General features: G+C 70.3%; 15 protein-coding genes. 4 read left to right on the forward strand and 11 right to left on the reverse strand.

Annotated features, from left to right (window positions below; all coding sequences use genetic code 11):
- Positions 1–62: 62 nt before the first annotated feature.
- Positions 63–434 (reverse strand): YciI family protein, encoded by a 372-nt coding sequence (locus KFLA_RS24580; protein ID WP_012922529.1) that lies wholly within the window; start codon positions 432–434, stop codon positions 63–65.
- Between the two features lie 188 nt (positions 435–622).
- On the opposite strand from KFLA_RS24580, the gene KFLA_RS24585 reads away from it, so the two are divergent.
- Complete coding sequence (locus KFLA_RS24585; RefSeq protein WP_012922530.1) at positions 623–2086, forward strand: flavin-containing monooxygenase; 1464 nt, start codon at positions 623–625, stop codon at positions 2084–2086.
- Between the two features lie 27 nt (positions 2087–2113).
- Here KFLA_RS24585 and KFLA_RS24590 read toward each other — a convergent pair whose 3' ends face one another.
- Positions 2114–3271 carry a citrate/2-methylcitrate synthase gene (locus KFLA_RS24590; protein ID WP_012922531.1) on the reverse strand — a complete coding sequence of 386 codons (1158 nt, stop codon included), beginning with the start codon at positions 3269–3271 and terminating at the stop codon, positions 2114–2116.
- Between the two features lie 74 nt (positions 3272–3345).
- Here KFLA_RS24590 and KFLA_RS24595 point away from each other — a divergent pair, with 74 nt between their 5' ends.
- Entirely contained in the window at positions 3346–4641 is a 1296-nt protein-coding gene (locus tag KFLA_RS24595; protein WP_012922532.1) for a citrate/2-methylcitrate synthase, read from the forward strand.
- Between the two features lie 82 nt (positions 4642–4723).
- Here the strand turns inward: KFLA_RS24595 and KFLA_RS24600 are convergent, their stop codons facing one another.
- The 9 genes from KFLA_RS24600 to KFLA_RS24640 all read right to left on the reverse strand — a co-directional run bounded on the left by KFLA_RS24600 (position 4724) and on the right by KFLA_RS24640 (position 14309).
- On the reverse strand, positions 4724–6139 hold the full coding sequence (locus KFLA_RS24600) for a hypothetical protein (protein ID WP_012922533.1): 1416 nt from the start codon (positions 6137–6139) through the stop codon (positions 4724–4726).
- Between the two features lie 49 nt (positions 6140–6188).
- Positions 6189–7073 carry a MurR/RpiR family transcriptional regulator gene (locus KFLA_RS24605; protein WP_012922534.1) on the reverse strand — a complete coding sequence of 295 codons (885 nt, stop codon included), beginning with the start codon at positions 7071–7073 and terminating at the stop codon, positions 6189–6191.
- A gap of 77 nt (positions 7074–7150) precedes the next feature.
- On the reverse strand, positions 7151–8005 hold the full coding sequence (locus KFLA_RS24610; RefSeq protein WP_012922535.1) for a 2-hydroxy-3-oxopropionate reductase: 855 nt from the start codon (positions 8003–8005) through the stop codon (positions 7151–7153).
- Positions 8002–8652 (reverse strand): bifunctional 4-hydroxy-2-oxoglutarate aldolase/2-dehydro-3-deoxy-phosphogluconate aldolase, encoded by a 651-nt coding sequence (locus tag KFLA_RS24615; protein WP_012922536.1) that lies wholly within the window; start codon positions 8650–8652, stop codon positions 8002–8004. The genes KFLA_RS24610 and KFLA_RS24615 overlap by 4 nt, the downstream gene beginning before the upstream one ends.
- A 213-nt stretch (positions 8653–8865) precedes the next feature.
- Positions 8866–9975 (reverse strand): hypothetical protein, encoded by a 1110-nt coding sequence (locus KFLA_RS24620; protein WP_012922537.1) that lies wholly within the window; start codon positions 9973–9975, stop codon positions 8866–8868.
- Positions 9975–11195 carry an enolase C-terminal domain-like protein gene (locus KFLA_RS24625; RefSeq protein ID WP_012922538.1) on the reverse strand — a complete coding sequence of 407 codons (1221 nt, stop codon included), beginning with the start codon at positions 11193–11195 and terminating at the stop codon, positions 9975–9977. Before KFLA_RS24625 ends, KFLA_RS24620 begins: the two co-directional genes overlap by 1 nt.
- Before the next feature lie 5 nt (positions 11196–11200).
- Positions 11201–12070 carry a carbohydrate ABC transporter permease gene (locus KFLA_RS24630; RefSeq protein WP_012922539.1) on the reverse strand — a complete coding sequence of 290 codons (870 nt, stop codon included), beginning with the start codon at positions 12068–12070 and terminating at the stop codon, positions 11201–11203.
- Entirely contained in the window at positions 12067–12996 is a 930-nt protein-coding gene (locus KFLA_RS24635) for a carbohydrate ABC transporter permease (protein WP_012922540.1), read from the reverse strand. The genes KFLA_RS24630 and KFLA_RS24635 overlap by 4 nt, the downstream gene beginning before the upstream one ends.
- The gene (locus KFLA_RS24640; RefSeq protein ID WP_012922541.1) at positions 12993–14309 is read right to left on the reverse strand and encodes an ABC transporter substrate-binding protein; all 1317 of its coding nucleotides are present in this window, start codon (positions 14307–14309) and stop codon (positions 12993–12995) included. The genes KFLA_RS24635 and KFLA_RS24640 overlap by 4 nt, the downstream gene beginning before the upstream one ends.
- Positions 14310–14462: 153 nt before the next feature.
- Here KFLA_RS24640 and KFLA_RS24645 point away from each other — a divergent pair, with 153 nt between their 5' ends.
- Entirely contained in the window at positions 14463–15251 is a 789-nt protein-coding gene (locus KFLA_RS24645) for an NAD-dependent epimerase/dehydratase family protein (protein ID WP_012922542.1), read from the forward strand.
- Positions 15248–16024, forward strand: coding sequence for an IclR family transcriptional regulator (locus tag KFLA_RS24650; protein ID WP_012922543.1), 777 nt, complete (start codon positions 15248–15250; stop codon positions 16022–16024). Before KFLA_RS24645 ends, KFLA_RS24650 begins: the two co-directional genes overlap by 4 nt.
- Positions 16025–16068: the final 44 nt, after the last annotated feature.

The following is a 16068-nucleotide window of genomic DNA, read 5'->3' on the forward strand; positions in this document are numbered from 1 at the left end:
CCTGTGCCCGACGACGGCTGGTGGGACCCCACGGACCGCGGCGAGGTCCCACCATCAGCGGATCAGGCCGGCGGTCCGGAGTCCTCGGAGGTGTCCATCACCGGACGGACCTCCACGTTGCCCGACGGGCAGAGCTTGGCCAGCGCCAGCGCCTGGTCGAGGTCCTTGGCGTCGATCAGGTAGAAGCCGCCGAGCGCCTCCTTGGTCTCGATGAACGGGCCGTCGGTGACCAGCGGCTCGCCGTCGCCCTGCTTCACCGTGCTCGCGGTGGACGACCGCTCCAGCGCCGCCCCACCGGTGATCTGTGCTCCGGCCGCGATCACCGCCGCGGAGAACTCGTTGTGCAGGTCCATCTGCCGCTGCCACTCCTCCGGCGTGGTGACCTGGTCGTACCAGTCCTCGGAGTCGTACAGCAGGAACATGTACTGCGCCATCTCTGGCTCCCTCGTCTCGGGTTCTTCTGACATCTTGCTGACGAACGCTCCGGGAGGGAATCGACAACGCAGCACGACAACTTTGCGTGCCCGTCACGTGACCTGGCGTACACCGACGTTTCGCCGGCTCGCTTAGTGTTGACCGGGTACTCAACAAGTGGCCGGCGGGCCGCGGCAGGGAGGTACTCGTGCAGCACCTGGACGTCCTCGTGGTCGGTGCCGGCCTGTCCGGGATCGGTGCCGCCTACCGGCTGCAGACCCAGAGCCCCGACCGCACGTACGCCGTACTGGAGGCGCGGGAGGACCTCGGCGGCACGTGGGACCTGTTCCGTTACCCCGGGATCCGGTCGGACTCCGACATGTTCACGCTCGGGTTCCCGTTCCACCCGTGGAAGGCAGCCAAGGCGATCGCGGACGGGCCGTCGATTCTCGACTACCTGCACGAGACGGCCACCAAGTACGGGATCGACCGGCACATCCGGTTCAACCGGCGGGTGCTGGCCGCGTCCTGGTCGACCGGCGACGCGCGCTGGACGGTGCAGACCGAGCAGGAGTCGTACACGTGCTCGTTCCTCTACGTCTGCAGCGGCTACTACGACTACGACAGCGGGTACGTCGTGGACTTCCCCGGCCTGGCGGAGTTCGAGGGCAGGGTCGTGCACCCGCAGCACTGGCCCGAGGACCTGGACTACACCGGCCGGCGGGTGGTGGTGATCGGCAGCGGCGCGACCGCCGTCACGCTGGTCCCGGCGATGGCCGACCGGGCCGAGCACGTCACGATGCTGCAGCGCTCGCCCAGCTACATCGCCTCCCGCCCGGCGCGCGACGCGCTCTCGGACCGGATCCGGGCGGTGCTGCCGGAAGGGCTCGCGCACCGGGTGATCCGCGGCAAGAACGTCGCCTTCAGCTCGCTCACGTACGGCGCCTTCCGTCGCTGGCCGGCGCAGGCCGCCTGGTTGCTCAACAAGGCGGTGGCCAGGCAGCTGCCCGACTCGATCCCGGCCGACCCGCACTTCGTGCCGCGCTACAAGCCGTGGGACCAGCGGCTCTGCCTGGTGCCCGACGCCGATCTCTTCCGCGCCCTGACCGAGGGCTCGGCCTCGGTCGTCACCGACGAGATCGACACGTTCACCGCCGACGGCATCCGGGTGCGCTCCGGCGATCACCTGCCGGCCGACGTGGTGGTGACCGCCACCGGCCTCCAGATGGTTGCTCTAGGCAAGATCAAGCTGACGGTGGACGGCCGGCCCGTCGACGTGCACGACACGTTCGTCTACCAGGGCATGATGCTTAGCGGCGTGCCCAACCTGGCCTGGTGCATCGGCTACACCAACAACTCGTGGACACTCCGCTCGGACCTCACCTCGCAGTACGTCTGCCGCCTGCTCAACCACCTCAGCCGCACGCGCACCACCATCTGCGTCCCCCGGATCGACGCAGCGGCGTACGGCGCCCCTGCCCGGCCCGTCGTCGACCTCACCTCCGGCTACATCCGCCGAGCCGCGCATCTCCTCCCCCGCCAAGGCACCACCGGCCCCTGGCGCCTGCAGCAGAACTACGCCAAGGACCTGCTCAGACTCCGCCTCGCACCGCTGACCCACCCCGACCTGCACTTCACGAACCCGCCACAGCCGGAACGCCGCACCGCCTGACATCCAGGGCGAGTTGATCAACACGTCCTAGGCAACGGGAACGGCCACGGGCGGCGGCGGACCGACGTACCGGGCCGCCGGGCGGATGATCTTCGCGTCCGCCGCCTGCTCGAGGATGTTCGCCGTCCAGCCGATCACCCGGCTGACCGCGAACGTCGGCGTGAACAGCGACCGCGGCAGCCCGCACAACTCCATCACCACGCCCGCGTAGAACTCCACGTTCGCGTACAGGTTCCGCCCCGGCTTCACCTCCGCGAGCACCTCCACCACGCGGCGCTCCACCGTCGTCGCGAACTCGACCAGGTCCCCACCCAAGCCCACCGCCACCCCGCGCAGCATCTCCGACCGGGGATCCGCCGTCCGGTACACCGCATGACCGAACCCCATGATCCGGTCCCCCGACGCGACCTTCTGCCGGACCCAGGCGTCGATCCGGTCCGGCGTCCCGATCTCGTCCAGGCTCGCCAGCGCCCGGTCCGGCGCTCCTCCGTGCAGCGGACCCGAGAACGCCCCCAGCGCGCCCGCCACCGCCGACACCACGTCGGCCCCCGTCGAAGCGATCACCCGGGCCGTGAACGTCGACGCGTTGAACCCGTGGTCCACCGTCGAGATCAGGTAGTGCTCGATCGCCCGCACGTGCCCCGCCGTCGGCTCGCGCCCACTCACCAGGTACAACCAGTTGGCCGCCGCCCCCAGGTCGTCCCGCGGCTCCAGCGGTTGCTCGCCCTGCCGCAGCCGGTGCAGCTCCGCCAGGATCGTCGGCGTCACCGCGCACACCAGCATCGCGTCCGCCTTGCGCCGCGCGCGGTCCGCGTCCCACAACGGCGGCAACTGCCGAGCCGCTGCCAGCACCGACAGCGCGGTCCGCAGACCGGCCAACGGGTTGGCCACCGGTCCGGCCGCGGCGACGGCCGGAAGGATCTCGCGTACTTCGTCCGGCAGCACCCGCAGCGGCGCGACCTCGGCCACGAACCGCTCGCGGTCGTCCGCGTCCGGCAAGCGCCCCTCGATCATCAGGAACCAGACGTCCTCCAGCGTCTTCGACATCGCCAGTTCGATCGCCGAGTACTGGCGGTAGTGGTAGAAGCCTTCGTCTCCTCGGACGTCGCCCAGCTCGGTCTCCGTCACCACGACGTTCCGCAGTCCCGCCGGCACGTCGACAAGGTGATCTCCATTGATTGACATGGATTCACGGTCGAGCGTCAGTACAGTATTGTCAATGTTGATCAAGTCAACCTGGATGTCTGCGGGAGCGTGGCGTGCCGGAGCCGAGTGACGAGAATTACCTGACGACGGCCGAGGTCGCCGCCCGGTTGAAGGTGAAGCCGGAGACCGTCTACGCGTACGTCAGCCGCGGACTGCTGACCAGCGTTCGGGCCCGCGGCAGCCGCGGCAGCCTCTTCGCCGCCACGGACGTCGAACGCCTGGCCAGCCGCAGCGTCGACCACCCCGGCGCGATCGAACGCATCGAGTCAGCGCTCACCCTGCTGACCGACGACGAGCTCTACTACCGAGGGCACCGCGCCGCGGACCTGGCGACCAGTGGCACCGTCGAGTCAGTCGCCCACTTGCTGTGGACCGGTGAGCTGTTGTCGTCCGGGGCACCGAACCGGCCGCGCGGTGGGCTCGGCCCCTCGGCCTTTCCGGCGCCTCCGCAGGAGGTTGCGCTTGCTCGCGCGGCGATGGCGGTGGCTCCGCCCGGAGCCCGTCTGACGGACCAGCTCCGGATCGCCGTCGCAGCCCTGGGCGCCGGGGATCCCCTCCGTTTCGACCTCACCCCACAGGCAGTCCAGTCGGCCGCCGCGCGCATCCTCGGTGTTCTCACCGCCGCCCTGCCTGACTCGACCTCCCCGTCCGGCCTCTCCGGTGCATCCGCCCCTTCCGGCCCTCCCGGCCTGTCCGACCCTGCTGCCCTCTCCGGCTCGTCCGGCACGGACGGCTCCTTCGGTGCTCGGCTGTGGCCGAAGCTGGTGCTGCCCGGAGCGGACCGACCACCGTGCCCCGAGCTGCTGGAGGCGGTGATCATCCTGCTCGCCGACCACGGACTCGCAGTCTCGACCTTGGCCGCCCGGGTCGCCGCCAGCGCCCGCGCCAACCTGTACGCCGTCGTGTCGGCCGGGCTCGGCGCGCTCGACGGGCAGCTGCACGGCGCCGCGACCACCCTCGCGTACGAGTTCCTGGCCCGCGCGATCGACGACCCGGTCGCCGCGGTGTCCAACCAGCTGCGGTCGGGGCAGCCGGCCCCCGGGTTCGGCCACAAGGTGTACCAGCGCCGGGACCCGAGGGCCGACGTCCTGCTCGACCTGCTCGGAGATGCTCCGATCACCCGGACGGTCCGGGCCCTGGCCGACCAACTGCCCCACTTCCCCAACAGCGACCTCGCCGTCGCGGCGCTCATGCACGCCTACGACTTCCGCCCCGACGCGGGCGAGGCGATCTTCGCCCTCGCCCGCACCATCGGCTGGACCGCGCACGCGCTCGAGGAGTACGGGCAACCGACGCTGCGCTTCCGCGCTCTCGGCGTCTACACCGGCCCCGCCGCCATCACCACCTGACCACTGAGCAGCTCCAGGCGGAATCGACCGTTCGCCTGCGCCTCGGCCGGATGTGGATGCGGAAACGCCGTCCGCCAGTGCCTCAGCGGGTGTGGACGTGGAGCAGCTGGGCGCCACCCGGCGGCAGGCTGACGGGGAACGTGGCGGACCGGTTGGCGGCGTACGCGGTCGAGATCGGGTGGAACACGTCGACGCCGGTGACCTTGGCCGGGTTGAAGGTGAGCGCACCCCGGGCCGACGTGGAGTGCGAGCGGTTCGCCACCAGCAGCCAGCGGTCGGTGACCTCGGGATCGCGGGACCGGAACGTGCCGATCACCAGCGGCTGTCCGGTGACCGCAGTGACCAGGTCGGTGGGCACGAACGGACTGGTGCTGTTCGGCAGCGGCGTCTCGTTGGCGTGCACGACGGTCTCCGACACCAGCGGCTTGAGCTGGCGGCCGACCGGGTGCAGCCAGGTCGTGTTGATCTTCTTCGCCGCGGCGTACCGGCTGGTGCGGCGACCGTCGACCGTGATCAGCGCGGGCCCGAAACCCTCACCGCGCGCGGCTTCCGGTGTCCAGTAGGTGAAGTACTGGATGCCCTTGGCCCCGTAGGCGAGGCTGATGTTGATCTGCCAGAGCATTTCCGCGGCGGTCGGCTCGCGGTGCCCGTGGTAGGCGAGGGTCTGGATGAACACCCACGCGGGAACGCCCGCCCGCAGCGCGGCGGCGCGGACGATCGCCCAGTTGTGGAAGTAGTTCGCGTCCTCCCGGCCCTCGGACAGCAGCGGGTACCGGTCGAACGAGACCAGCGACGGCTTCACCACGTCGACGAACGCGTTGTAGTACGCCGGGTCGTCGGACGGGAACAGGTTGATGTACGGCAGCAGCTGCGGCGCGAGCTCGCGGGAGATCGCGACCGCCTTCGCCAGCGTGCCGAACCAGCCGGCGCCGGGTTCGTCGTACAGGTTGAAGCCGGCCATCGAGGAGTACGGGCCGTACGCGTCGCGGGCGCGGGTGTAGAGCTGCCGGGCCTCGGCCGGCGTGACGCTGAGGTTGTCGGCCGGCTGGTCGGAGATCGAGAACCAGCGGGACAGGTTGCGGATCTGGATGTCGTCGGAGATCAGCATCTTCAGCCCGGCGGTGCGGGCCAGCCCGAGCTGGTGCTGGAAGATGTTGCCGTCGCCGGCGTAGTTGCCGGAGATGACGAAGTCGAAGCCGGCCTCGGCGATCTCGGTGAACCGCTCGGGCGTGCTGGCGTACGGGTGCGGCGGCCAGAACAGGCCGATCGGGAAGTCCGGACCGCCGGTCAGCGGCAACGTGTCCGGCGACGGGATCGGCACGTCGGCGAGCCGGGCCGCAGCGTCGTCCGCAGTACCGGTGCGGCCGGCGACGATGTTCTGGCCGGCGGCGACTGCGCTCGCCTGGCCTGCCGTCACGGCGGAGGCGGCGGCTGCTGCTCCCGCGCCGAGCAGCAGCGCTCGACGGCTCGGTCCGAGTGTGTGGTGCGGGCTCTGCATGGTTCCTCCAGGGCGGTGGAAGTTGCGACGTCGATCAGGGGTGATCTGGTCAGCGGTGCGGGGTCCGGTGGGTGGAGACCGCCTCGGCGGTCAGGTCGAAGGACTTGGCGGCGCGCTCGTAGTCGCGCTGGGCGACCCCGAGGTAGAGCGCGTCCAGCACGATCATCTGAGCGTGCCGCCCGGCCAGACCGCCGGTACGGAAGGTGATGTCGCGCGCGGCGGTGACCAGGACGAGATCGGCCGCCTGCGCCAGCGGCGAGCGCGGGTAGTTGGTGACGGCAACGGCCGTCGCGCCCTGCTGCCGGGCCCGGCGCAGTGGTTCGAGGACCTCGTTGGTCTCGCCGCTGTGCGAGATGCCGAGCGCGACGTCCCCTGGTCCGAGCAGGGCGGCGCTGGTCAGCGCGGTGTGCACGTCGCTCCAACTGTTCGCGCCCCGGCCGATTCGGTGCAGCCGCAGCCGGAGGTCCTCGGCGACGGACGCGGATCCGCCCACGGCGTACAGGTCGATGCGGCGGGCCTGGGCCACCTCGTGCACGGTCTGCCCGAGCGCCTGGACGTCGAGCTCGGCGACGGTGTCCTCGAGGGCTCGGGTGTCGGCGCGGAGCAGGGTGCGGAGTACCTCGTCCAGGCTGTCGTCAGGGCTGACTTCGGCTCCGGTCCCGCGTTCCCAGCTGGTGCTGCTGCGACCGTTCTCCGCCGCGAGGGCGAGCCGGAGCTCGGCGTACCCGGCGAGGCCGAGGGCCAGACAGAAGCGGGTGACGCTCGGCAGCGACGTACCGCAGCGAGCCGCGAGCTCCCCGATGGTCGACGACGCGACGCCGGCCGGGTCGCGCAGCACCTCCTCGGCCACCAACGCCTGCGCCGGGCTGAGCGCCGGCAGCAGCCCACGGATCCGCGCTTCCAGGCTGGACGGCGGCGACTCGGCAACACTCATGTGAATGATTCTCAGAATGCGCGCGGCGAGGTGTCAATAGTTCACAATCGATGGCCCTGGGTCGTGTCCGGATGTGGTCAGCGCTTGGACAGGGCCTCGATCACCAGGAGCAGAGCCGAGTGGTCGAGCGAGCCGTGGCCTTGCGCGCGGGCGGCGCCCATCAGTTGGGCGGCGACGGCGCCGAGCGGGACGGTGACGCCGGCGGCGCGGGCGGAGTCGACGACGATGCCCAGGTCCTTGTGGTGCAGGTCGATCCGGAAGCCGGGCTCGAAGTGGTGGGCGATCATGCCTGCCGCCTTGCGGTCCAGGATCCGGTTCCCGGCGAGGCCGCCGGCCAGCACGGCGACCGCCGGCTCGAGATCGACCGAGTGGGCAGCCAGGAAGGTGAGAGCCTCGGCGACCAAGCCGATGGTGCCGGCGACGATCAACTGGTTGGCCGCCTTCACCGTCTGGCCCGACCCGGCCGGACCGACGTGAACGACGGTCGAGCCGAGCACGTCGAGTACCGGCTTGGCCGCCTGGAAGTCGTCGGCCGCGCCGCCGACCATGATCGACAGTGCCCCGTCGATCGCGCCCTGCTCGCCCCCACTGACCGGTGCGTCGAGCGCCCGGAAACCGGCCTCGGTCGCCGCGTCGGCGATCGTTCGCGCGGTGGCCGGCGCGATCGTGCTCATGTCGATCAGCAGCGTGCCGGGCGCGGCGGCCGCGAGCACGCCGTCCGGTCCGAGCACAACAGCTTCGACGTCGGGCGAGTCCGGCAGCATGGTGATCACCACGTCGGCGCCGGTCACCGCGGCCGCAGCCGAGTCGGCGACAGTGCCGGAGAACTCCCGCGGGCTCCGGTTGTAGGCGCGGACGTCGTGTCCGGCGGTCACCAAGTTGGTGGCCATCGGCAAACCCATGATGCCGAGGCCGATGAATCCGATGATCACTGGTTGCTCCCGATCAGTTGACGGTCGACGGAACGAATCACGCGGGCGGCCCGGTCGGCGAGCGCGTCCAGGTCGCCTCCCGGGCCGAGCGCGTCCCGGGTCAGGTCACGGCTGAGGCCGACCACGGTGGCGCCGGCGGCGAGATACTCCCCCGCGGCGTCGACGGGCACCGCCCCGGTCGGCATCAACGGAATCTCCGGCAGTGGCCCGGCCAACTCGGCGATGTACCGCGCGCCGCCGACCGGTCCGATCGGCGACACCTTCACGGCCTGGACCCCGAGCTCCCAGGCGGCGACGATCTCGTTGGGTGTCAGCGCGCCTGGCACGAACGGGACGCCGCGGGCATGAGCAGCCTCGACCAGCACCGGTGACGTCACCTGGCTGACCAGGAAGCCGGCCCCCGCGTCGATCGCCTGGTGCACCTGCTCGACGGTTCGGACCGTGCCCGCCCCGACCAGCACCGACGGCAACTCGGCTGCCGCCCGCGCGATCGCCTCCACCGCACCGGCCGAGGTGAGCGTGAACTCGACCGCGCCGAAGCCGTGTGCCACCAGTACCGCCGAGACCTCGACGAACCGCCCCGCGTCCGGCGCCCGCAACACCGCCACCACCGGCCGCTGCCCCAACTCGTCCCGCAACCGGATCATCAGTACTCCTCCAAGCTCGACAACATCAGTGGACCACCGCCGGAACGCGCCGCGGCGTCCGCTGCCCCGCGCTGGAGGCCGGCGAAGGCGCCGCCTCCGACCCGGCGGCGGCCGAGCCCGAAGCTGCCGGCAAGGCGGGAGTGCAACGGGGTGGCGGCGCAAGGGGTGCCTGCGCGGCCCGGACGGGGCATTGCGGCCGGTCGGTGAGTCTGGTCACGCGGTCACCGCCTCGATGGCTTCGCGAATGGCGGTCAGGCGGGAGGTGGAGGCCAAGCCGGCGTGGTAGATGTGCAGATCGGTGGCACCGGCCGACAGCAGCGACTGCCAGTGGGTGGCCAGGGTTTCCGCGTGGGCGGGGACCGGGGGCAGCGCGGTGACGTAGGCGCCGATCCGGGTCGCACCCAGGCGGTGGAGATCGAGGACCCGGCGGGCGCCGGCGGTGGTCAGCTCCCAGGCGGGCGCGATCGGACAGTCGATGCCGCCAGCAACCGAATCCAGGAAGGCGGCCGGACCGGTCGCCCACGGGTCGGTGGACGCGTGCAGCGAGACCTCCCGCACACCGGCCGCGCGCGCCTCGGCGACCACCGCCGTTCGGAGCTCCACGATCGCCTGCCGCCGGACCTCCAGCACCACGCTCGCCGATGCCCCGAGCGCATGCTCCACCGACGACGCACCGAGACCTGCCCGGATCGCCCCCGCCACGGCCGGTACGTCGAGGCCCGCCGCCGCGTACGCCGCCGTGCAGGCCCGGCAGAAGCAGATCGACAGCAGTGCCTGGTCGACCGGGGACCAGTCGGCGCCGGCAGTCTTCTCGTGCGCCGACTGATGTCCCGCGCCCATCGGTCCGCACGCCTCCAGCACCATCGCAGAGACACCGGTCTGGCGCGCGACCTCCCCGACCAGCACCTGCGCATACGCCCGAACCTGCTCGGACGACGGGCACAGCGCATAGTCGTAGACGTCCCCGAACGCACTCCGCACACACACCGAGGGATCGAGCCGCCCAACCGCCGAGCTGTGCGTCAGCACCACCCACGCCTGCACCGGCAGCGACACCTGAGCCGCCGCCCGGTTGAACGCGTCCTCCCCCGCCCATCCGGACGCGCTCGGCGGCCTCAGCGAACCCCACGCCTCCGGCCGCACGGGCACGTACAAGCCGCTCGGTGCCTCGACGATCCGGTGCCGCGGATGCCGCGGAGTCGCCGCGCGCACCGAGTGGTACGCCGCCGCGAGCACCACCGACGACGCACCGAGCGACTCGATCAGCTCGGGCGCGGCGGGATCACCGTCGAGGTCCCACGGATAAAGGTAGACAGCCGTCATCAGAATCTCGGCAGACTCGGGTCGTAGGCCGGATCCACCTGCCGCAGGTACGCCGTGTCGGCACGCGTGGTCCGCCCCGACGCGACGTACTGCCGGTGCAGCCGGAACAGCTTCGCCTCGTCGAGCTCGACGCCGAGACCTGGGCCGGCAGGGACCCGCAGCGCGCCGTCGGCGAACTCGAACGGCACCGTGATCACGTCGTCGCCGCTGTTCCAGGGGTAGTGGGTGTCACAGGCGTAGGCCAGGTTGGGCGTGGCCGCGGCGACGTGGGTCATCGCGGCGAGCGAGATGCCGAGGTGGGAGTTGGAGTGCATGGACAAGCCGAGGCCGAAGGTGGCGCAGAGCGCACCGAGCTCGCGGGTGTGCCGCAGGCCGCCCCAGTAGTGGTGGTCCGAGAGAACGATCTGGACCGCGCCGAGGCGGATCGCCTCGGGCACGGTCTCCGGGCTGACCACACACATGTTCGTTGCCAGCGGCATCGAGGCGGCGGCGGCGACCTGAGCCATCGCGGGGGTGGTCAGGGTGGGGTCCTCCAGATACTCCAGGACGCCGGCCAGCTCGGCGGCGACGTACTGGGAGGTGGCGACCGACCAGGCGCCGTTCGGGTCGATCCGCAGGGGGATACCTGGAAAGGCCTCGGCCAGGGCGCGCACCGCGGCGATCTCCTGGTCGGGCGGGAAGACGCCGCCCTTCAGCTTGAGCGAACCGAAGCCGTGCAGGTCGATCATCCGCGCGGCTTGCGCGACCAGGCCGGCGGGGTCGAGCGCTTCGCCCCACTCGTCGGCGGCCTGGCCGGGATGACCGGCCCACTTGTAGAACAGGTACCCGCTGTACGTCACCGTCTGCCGCACCGCACCGCCGAGCAAGTCGACCACCGGCAGGCCGAGCAGCTTGCCCTGGGCGTCGAGACAGGCGACCTCGATGATCGAGAACACGCTGCGCTTCTGAATCGGCGGTACGTCGTTGCCCAGCTCGGCGAACACGATCGCCTCGATCGCGCTGGTGTCGAACACGCTTTGTCCGACCAGGGCCGGCCGCACCCTGGCCAGCCGCTCCAGCACCACCAGCTCCCCGGACCCCTCCCCCAGGCCGACGACGCCGTCCGCGACGTGCAGCTGGACGACGGTACGGAGGGCGAGGGGTTCGTGCACGCCGGTGGCGTTGAGCAAGGGCGGGTCGGCGAAGGCGATCGGGGTGATGGCGAGGTCGGTGATCTTCAACGGGGTCAGCCCTTCGTCGCGCCGGCGGTGATTCCGCGGATCAGGGAGCGTTGCATGAGCAGGTAGACGACAAGGCTGGGGACGAGAGCGATCAGCGCGCCCGCGAGCAGCACGCCCGGGCCGACGGTGCCGTCGGAGCGCAGTACCGACAGGGCGACCGTCAGCGTGTAGTCCGAGGGGTCGTCGGCGGCGATCAGCGGCAGCAGGTACTGGTCCCAGATCATCATGAAGCCGAAGATCGTCGCCACGCCGAGCACGGGCTTGGACAGGGGCAGCACGATCACCCACAGCATCCGCAGCTCGCCGACCCCGTCCAGCCGGGCCGCCTCCTCGATCTCGCGCGGGATCTCCTTCATGAATTCGGTCATGATCAGGATCGTGAACCCCCACAGCGCGACCGGCAGGATCACGCCGAACACTGACCCCTTCAGGCTGATCCCGAGGAACGGCAGCTCCGCGAGCACCTGCGACAACGGCACCGCGATCACCTCCTCGGGCAGCATCATCGTGAGCAGGAACAGCAGCATCACGACCGTGTGACCGCGGAACTTCCGGCGGGCCAGCGCGTACGCCGCCAGCACCGACACGGTCAGCTGCAACAGCAAGCCGCCACCGACGATGACCAGCGAGTTGAGGAAGTAGCCCCAGATCCCCTTCTCCCCCGCGATCTGGAACCCGAGCAACGTCGGGTCCTGCGGGTAGAGCGTGACCTGGGTCGAATCGGTGGTCTTGTTGAAGGCACCGGCGAAGATCGTCAGGAACGGCGCCGCGAAGACGAACAGCACGACCGCGCACAGCAGGATCCGCAGCACCTTGCCCACGCCCAGGCGCGGCGACCACCCGAGGGCGGTGTCGAACTGCGAGGACATGCTCATGAACCTGACTCCTTTTGCCGGGTGAGCAAGCGCATGCCGAGGGTCAGCACCACCGTGACCAGCAGCAGCAAGGTCGAGGCGGCCGAGGCGACGCCGAGGTCGTTGCGCTGGAAGCCGAGCGAGAAGACCCGCGTCATCCACACCTCGGTCGAGCCCGCGGGACCACCGCCGGTCAGCACGAACACCTCGGTGAAGATCCGCAGGCTGCGGATCGCCGCCAGTGTGAGCAGCACCGAGATCGCCGGCCGCAGGCCGGGCAGCACGATGTACCGGATGCGTTGCCACCGGCTGACGCCGTCGACAGCGGCCGCCTCGTACAGCGTCCGGTCGATGCCCGCCAGCCCGGCCAGGATGATCACCATGTTGTACGGCGCGGCGGTCCACACCCCGACCACCATCACCGACACCAACGCCTGGTCCGGATCGTTCAGGAACCCGAACGGACCCAGCCCGAACCAGCCCGCGATCGAGTTCACGAACCCGGTCTCGGTCGGGAAGTACAGGATCCGCCAGACCTCGCCGATCACCGCGACCGCGGTCACCACCGGCAGGAAGATCGCCGTTCGCAGCACCCACAGTGACCTGGTCTGCCCCTCCAGCAGCAACGCCAGCAGGAAGCCGAGCACCAGCGCGCCGACGGTCTGCCCGATCCCGAGCAGCAGGGTGTGCCCCAGCGCGCTGCGGAACCGCGAGTCGGTCAGCACGGTCCGGTAGTTCTCCAGCCCGACCCACTGGTCGCCCAGGAACGGCTGCACCTTGAACAGGCTCATCCGCAGCCCTTCGACCATCGGGATGAACTTGAACATCAGCGCGAACAGCAGCGCCGGCAGCAGCAACACCCACGGCAGCCATCCGGGCCCGGACAGCATGCCCCGCCGGGCCGCGACCAGAGGCCGGGCCCGACGAGTCAGCGGAACAGTGGTCACCCGAGGACGTCCTGTGCCTTGAGCTCGGCGGTGATCGCCTGGTCGAGCTTCTTCAGGCCGGCGTCCAGATCGCTGTCGCAGCTGGACATCATCGCGTTCACACCCTCGCCGAGCGCCTGGCGGATGGGCTGGAACTTGATCGACCAGACAAAGGTCTTGGTGTCGTCCAGGTACTGCTTCTGGATCAGGTCCCAGCGCGGGTCGCCGAGCACCTTGTGCACGTCGACGCCTCTGTTCACCGGCAGCCGGACGGTCGGGTACTTCGACTCCTCCGCCTTCATCCCGATCTCCTGCCCCTCCGGGCTGATCAGGAACGCGGCCAGCTTCTTCGCCTCGTCGCTCTTCTGCGAGCCGGCACCGAAGTAGATGTTCTCGCCGTCGCCGAGGGTGGTCGTGCTGACCGGCCCCTTCGGCATCGGGACCACCTCGTACTTGTCCTTGCCGAGAATCTTGTCGTACGTGCCGAAGGCGTACGGTCCGGTCAGGTAGATGCCGGCCTTGCCCTCCTGGAAGAACGGGGCCTCGCTGGTGGTCAGGTTGAGCGAGCCCGGCACCACGTTGCCCGGGGTGCAGAACTGCCTGCGGATGAACTCCAGCCCGGTTCTGGTCTGCGGCGAGTTGATCACCGACTTGTACTTGCCCTCGCCGGCCGGCGCGAGAATGTCGCCACCGGCCTGCCAGATGTAGCTGATCCCCCACCAGCCGATGTAACCGTTCTTGCTGGAGCCCGGTACGACCATGCCGTAGGTGTCCTTCTTGCCGTTGCCGTCCGGGTCCTTGGTCGCGAACGCGGTGGCCAGCGCGGTCAGGTCGTCCCACGTCTTCGGCTGGGGCAGACCAAGCTTCTTGCGCCAGTCCACCCTCACCAGGGTTCCGAAGGCCTGCCTGCTGTAAGGCACGCCGTACAGCTGACCGTCGAGGCCCTTGTTCTGCTGCCAGGTGGCGGCGTCGATCGCGTCGCCGCCCTCGATCTGGCCGGGTTCGACCGGGGTCGTGTAGCCCTGGCCCTGGTACGTTCCGAGCAGGCTGGCGTCGTTGACCCACAGGTCCGGCAACTTCTTCGACGACGCTTTGGTTTGCAGTTGGGTGTCGAACTCGAGCACGCCCTGGTAGTTCACCTGGATGCCCGTCTTCGCGGTGAAGGCGGCCAGGATCGCCTTGTAGGTCGTGGCACCCTCGGGCCCGCTCCGGGTCCAGAACTCCAGCGGTGCGCCCGCGTCGCCTGCTGAATCGTCGCCCCCGCAGGCGCTCAGCGAGCCGACCAGGGCCATCGCGGACAGCGCGGCGGCGGCTCGCCTCGGCGAAATCCTCATGGTCAGTCCCCATCCCTCGGTTTTACATATGTGAATGCTCTTCAGACTGGCGGAACGGTTTGAAACGTATTAGGTTGTTCACGTACTTGTCAACGTGCCGCAACAACGGCCGTCCGGATCCGGCCGGTGCTGGTTCGGCCAGAAGGGGGTCGCATGCTGATCGTCGTCACCGGAGCCGCCGGGCTGGTCGGCGGCCTGCTCCGGCCTCGGCTCGCCCGGCCGGGCCGCACACTGCGGCTGGTCGACGTCGCGCCGATCGACGACCTGTCGGACGGCGAGCAGTTCGTCCAGGCGTCGGTGACCGATCTCGACGCCATGGAACGGGTGTGCACGGGCGCCGACCTGCTCGTCCACCTCGGCGGTCACTCCTCCGAGCGGCCGTGGCAGCAGATCCTGGAGACCAACATCCAGGGCGGGTACGTCGTGCTGGAGGCGGCGCACCGCACCGGCGTTCCACGCGTCCTGCTCGGCAGCTCCCTGCACGCCACCGGTTACGTCCGCGCCGACGAGGCCGCCGCCGAGCCGGTGCTCCAGCCGTGCCCCGACACCTACTACGGCGTCGGCAAGGTCACACTCGAAGCCCTCGGCAGCCTGTACGCCGACCGCTGCGGCCTGATCGTGGTGTCGGCCCGGATCTGCACCGTCGGTGAAACCATCGGTACCGGCGGCCGGACGCTGTCCACCTGGGTGTCCCCCGGCGACCTGGCCCGGCTGGTCGAGGCGACGGCGATCCTGGACAAGCCCGGCCACCACCTCGTCTGGGCCGTCTCCGACAACACCCGCGGCTGGTTCTCGCTGGCGGCAGGCCGGGCGATCGGCTTCCACCCCGAGGACGACGCCGAGCACCACATCGGTCCCGGCACCGACCAGACGCACGACCCCCACGCCGTCCTGGCCGGGGCATTCGTCGACGACGACCATCCACTGGGAGGCACCTGGTGACCACCGAGGAGGTCCGGCTGGTCAAGTCGGCCGAGCGCACGCTGCGCATCCTGGAGGTGCTCGGCGAGGCGCGCGGCCCGATCTCGGTGACCGAGCTGCACAAGCGCACCGGTTATCCGCGGTCCAGCCTGCACCAACTGCTGCACACGATGATCGCGACCGGCTGGATCGAGAGCACCAGCGAGGGCGCCCTGGTCGGGATAGGGTCGCGCGCCCTCCTGGTCGGCACCGCTTACCTGGACCGCGACCCGGCGCTGCCGTTCGGGATCCGCACACTGGAGAAGATCCGTGAGGAAACCGGCTACACCAGTCACTACGCGAGGCTCGACGGCGGCAGCGTGATCTACCTGGCCACCCGGGAGTCGCTGTCCCCGCACCGTGCGACCAGCCGGGTCGGACGCCAGCTCCCGGCGTACGCGACGTCGCTGGGCAAGGCGCTGCTGGCCGAGCTGACCTTGACCGAGGTGTCGCTCGCGGTGCCGGCCGACCCGCTGCCCGGCCTCACGCCGCACACGGTGCCCAACCAGGTGGAGCTGGCGATCGAGCTGGAGCAGACCCGGCAGCGCGGCTATTCGCTGGAGCGCGAGCAGAACACGCTCGGCCTGGGCTGCATCGGCGTCCCCGTTCCGTACCGCATCCCCGCCACCGACGCGATCAGCTGCTCCATCCCGATCGACCAGTGCACCGACGCGGAGGTGGAGCGGGTCGCCGCGATCATCCGCGAGCAGGTGCAGCTGCTCGCCACCAAGCTCCGCGCAGAAGGCATTCGCTAGGGCGTGCCGATCAACACGCTCTCACCCGTTTTCCACCGCCCTGG

This window comes from Kribbella flavida DSM 17836, from assembly GCF_000024345.1.
Taxonomy (GTDB): Bacteria; Actinomycetota; Actinomycetes; order Propionibacteriales; family Kribbellaceae; genus Kribbella; species Kribbella flavida.

Bases quoted from the DNA above. Each gene is read 5' to 3' on its own strand.
- KFLA_RS24580 (WP_012922529.1), bottom strand. From the start codon at position 434: ATGGCGCAGTACATGTTCCTGCTGTACGACTCCGAGGACTGGTACGAC.
- KFLA_RS24590 (WP_012922531.1), bottom strand. From the start codon at position 3,271: ATGTCAATCAATGGAGATCACCTTGTCGACGTGCCGGCGGGACTGCGG.
- KFLA_RS24600 (WP_012922533.1), bottom strand. From the start codon at position 6,139: ATGCAGAGCCCGCACCACACACTCGGACCGAGCCGTCGAGCGCTGCTG.
- KFLA_RS24605 (WP_012922534.1), bottom strand. From the start codon at position 7,073: ATGAGTGTTGCCGAGTCGCCGCCGTCCAGCCTGGAAGCGCGGATCCGT.
- KFLA_RS24615 (WP_012922536.1), bottom strand. From the start codon at position 8,652: ATGATCCGGTTGCGGGACGAGTTGGGGCAGCGGCCGGTGGTGGCGGTG.
- KFLA_RS24620 (WP_012922537.1), bottom strand. From the start codon at position 9,975: ATGACGGCTGTCTACCTTTATCCGTGGGACCTCGACGGTGATCCCGCC.
- KFLA_RS24630 (WP_012922539.1), bottom strand. From the start codon at position 12,070: ATGAGCATGTCCTCGCAGTTCGACACCGCCCTCGGGTGGTCGCCGCGC.
- KFLA_RS24640 (WP_012922541.1), bottom strand. From the start codon at position 14,309: ATGAGGATTTCGCCGAGGCGAGCCGCCGCCGCGCTGTCCGCGATGGCC.
- KFLA_RS24645 (WP_012922542.1), top strand. From the start codon at position 14,463: ATGCTGATCGTCGTCACCGGAGCCGCCGGGCTGGTCGGCGGCCTGCTC.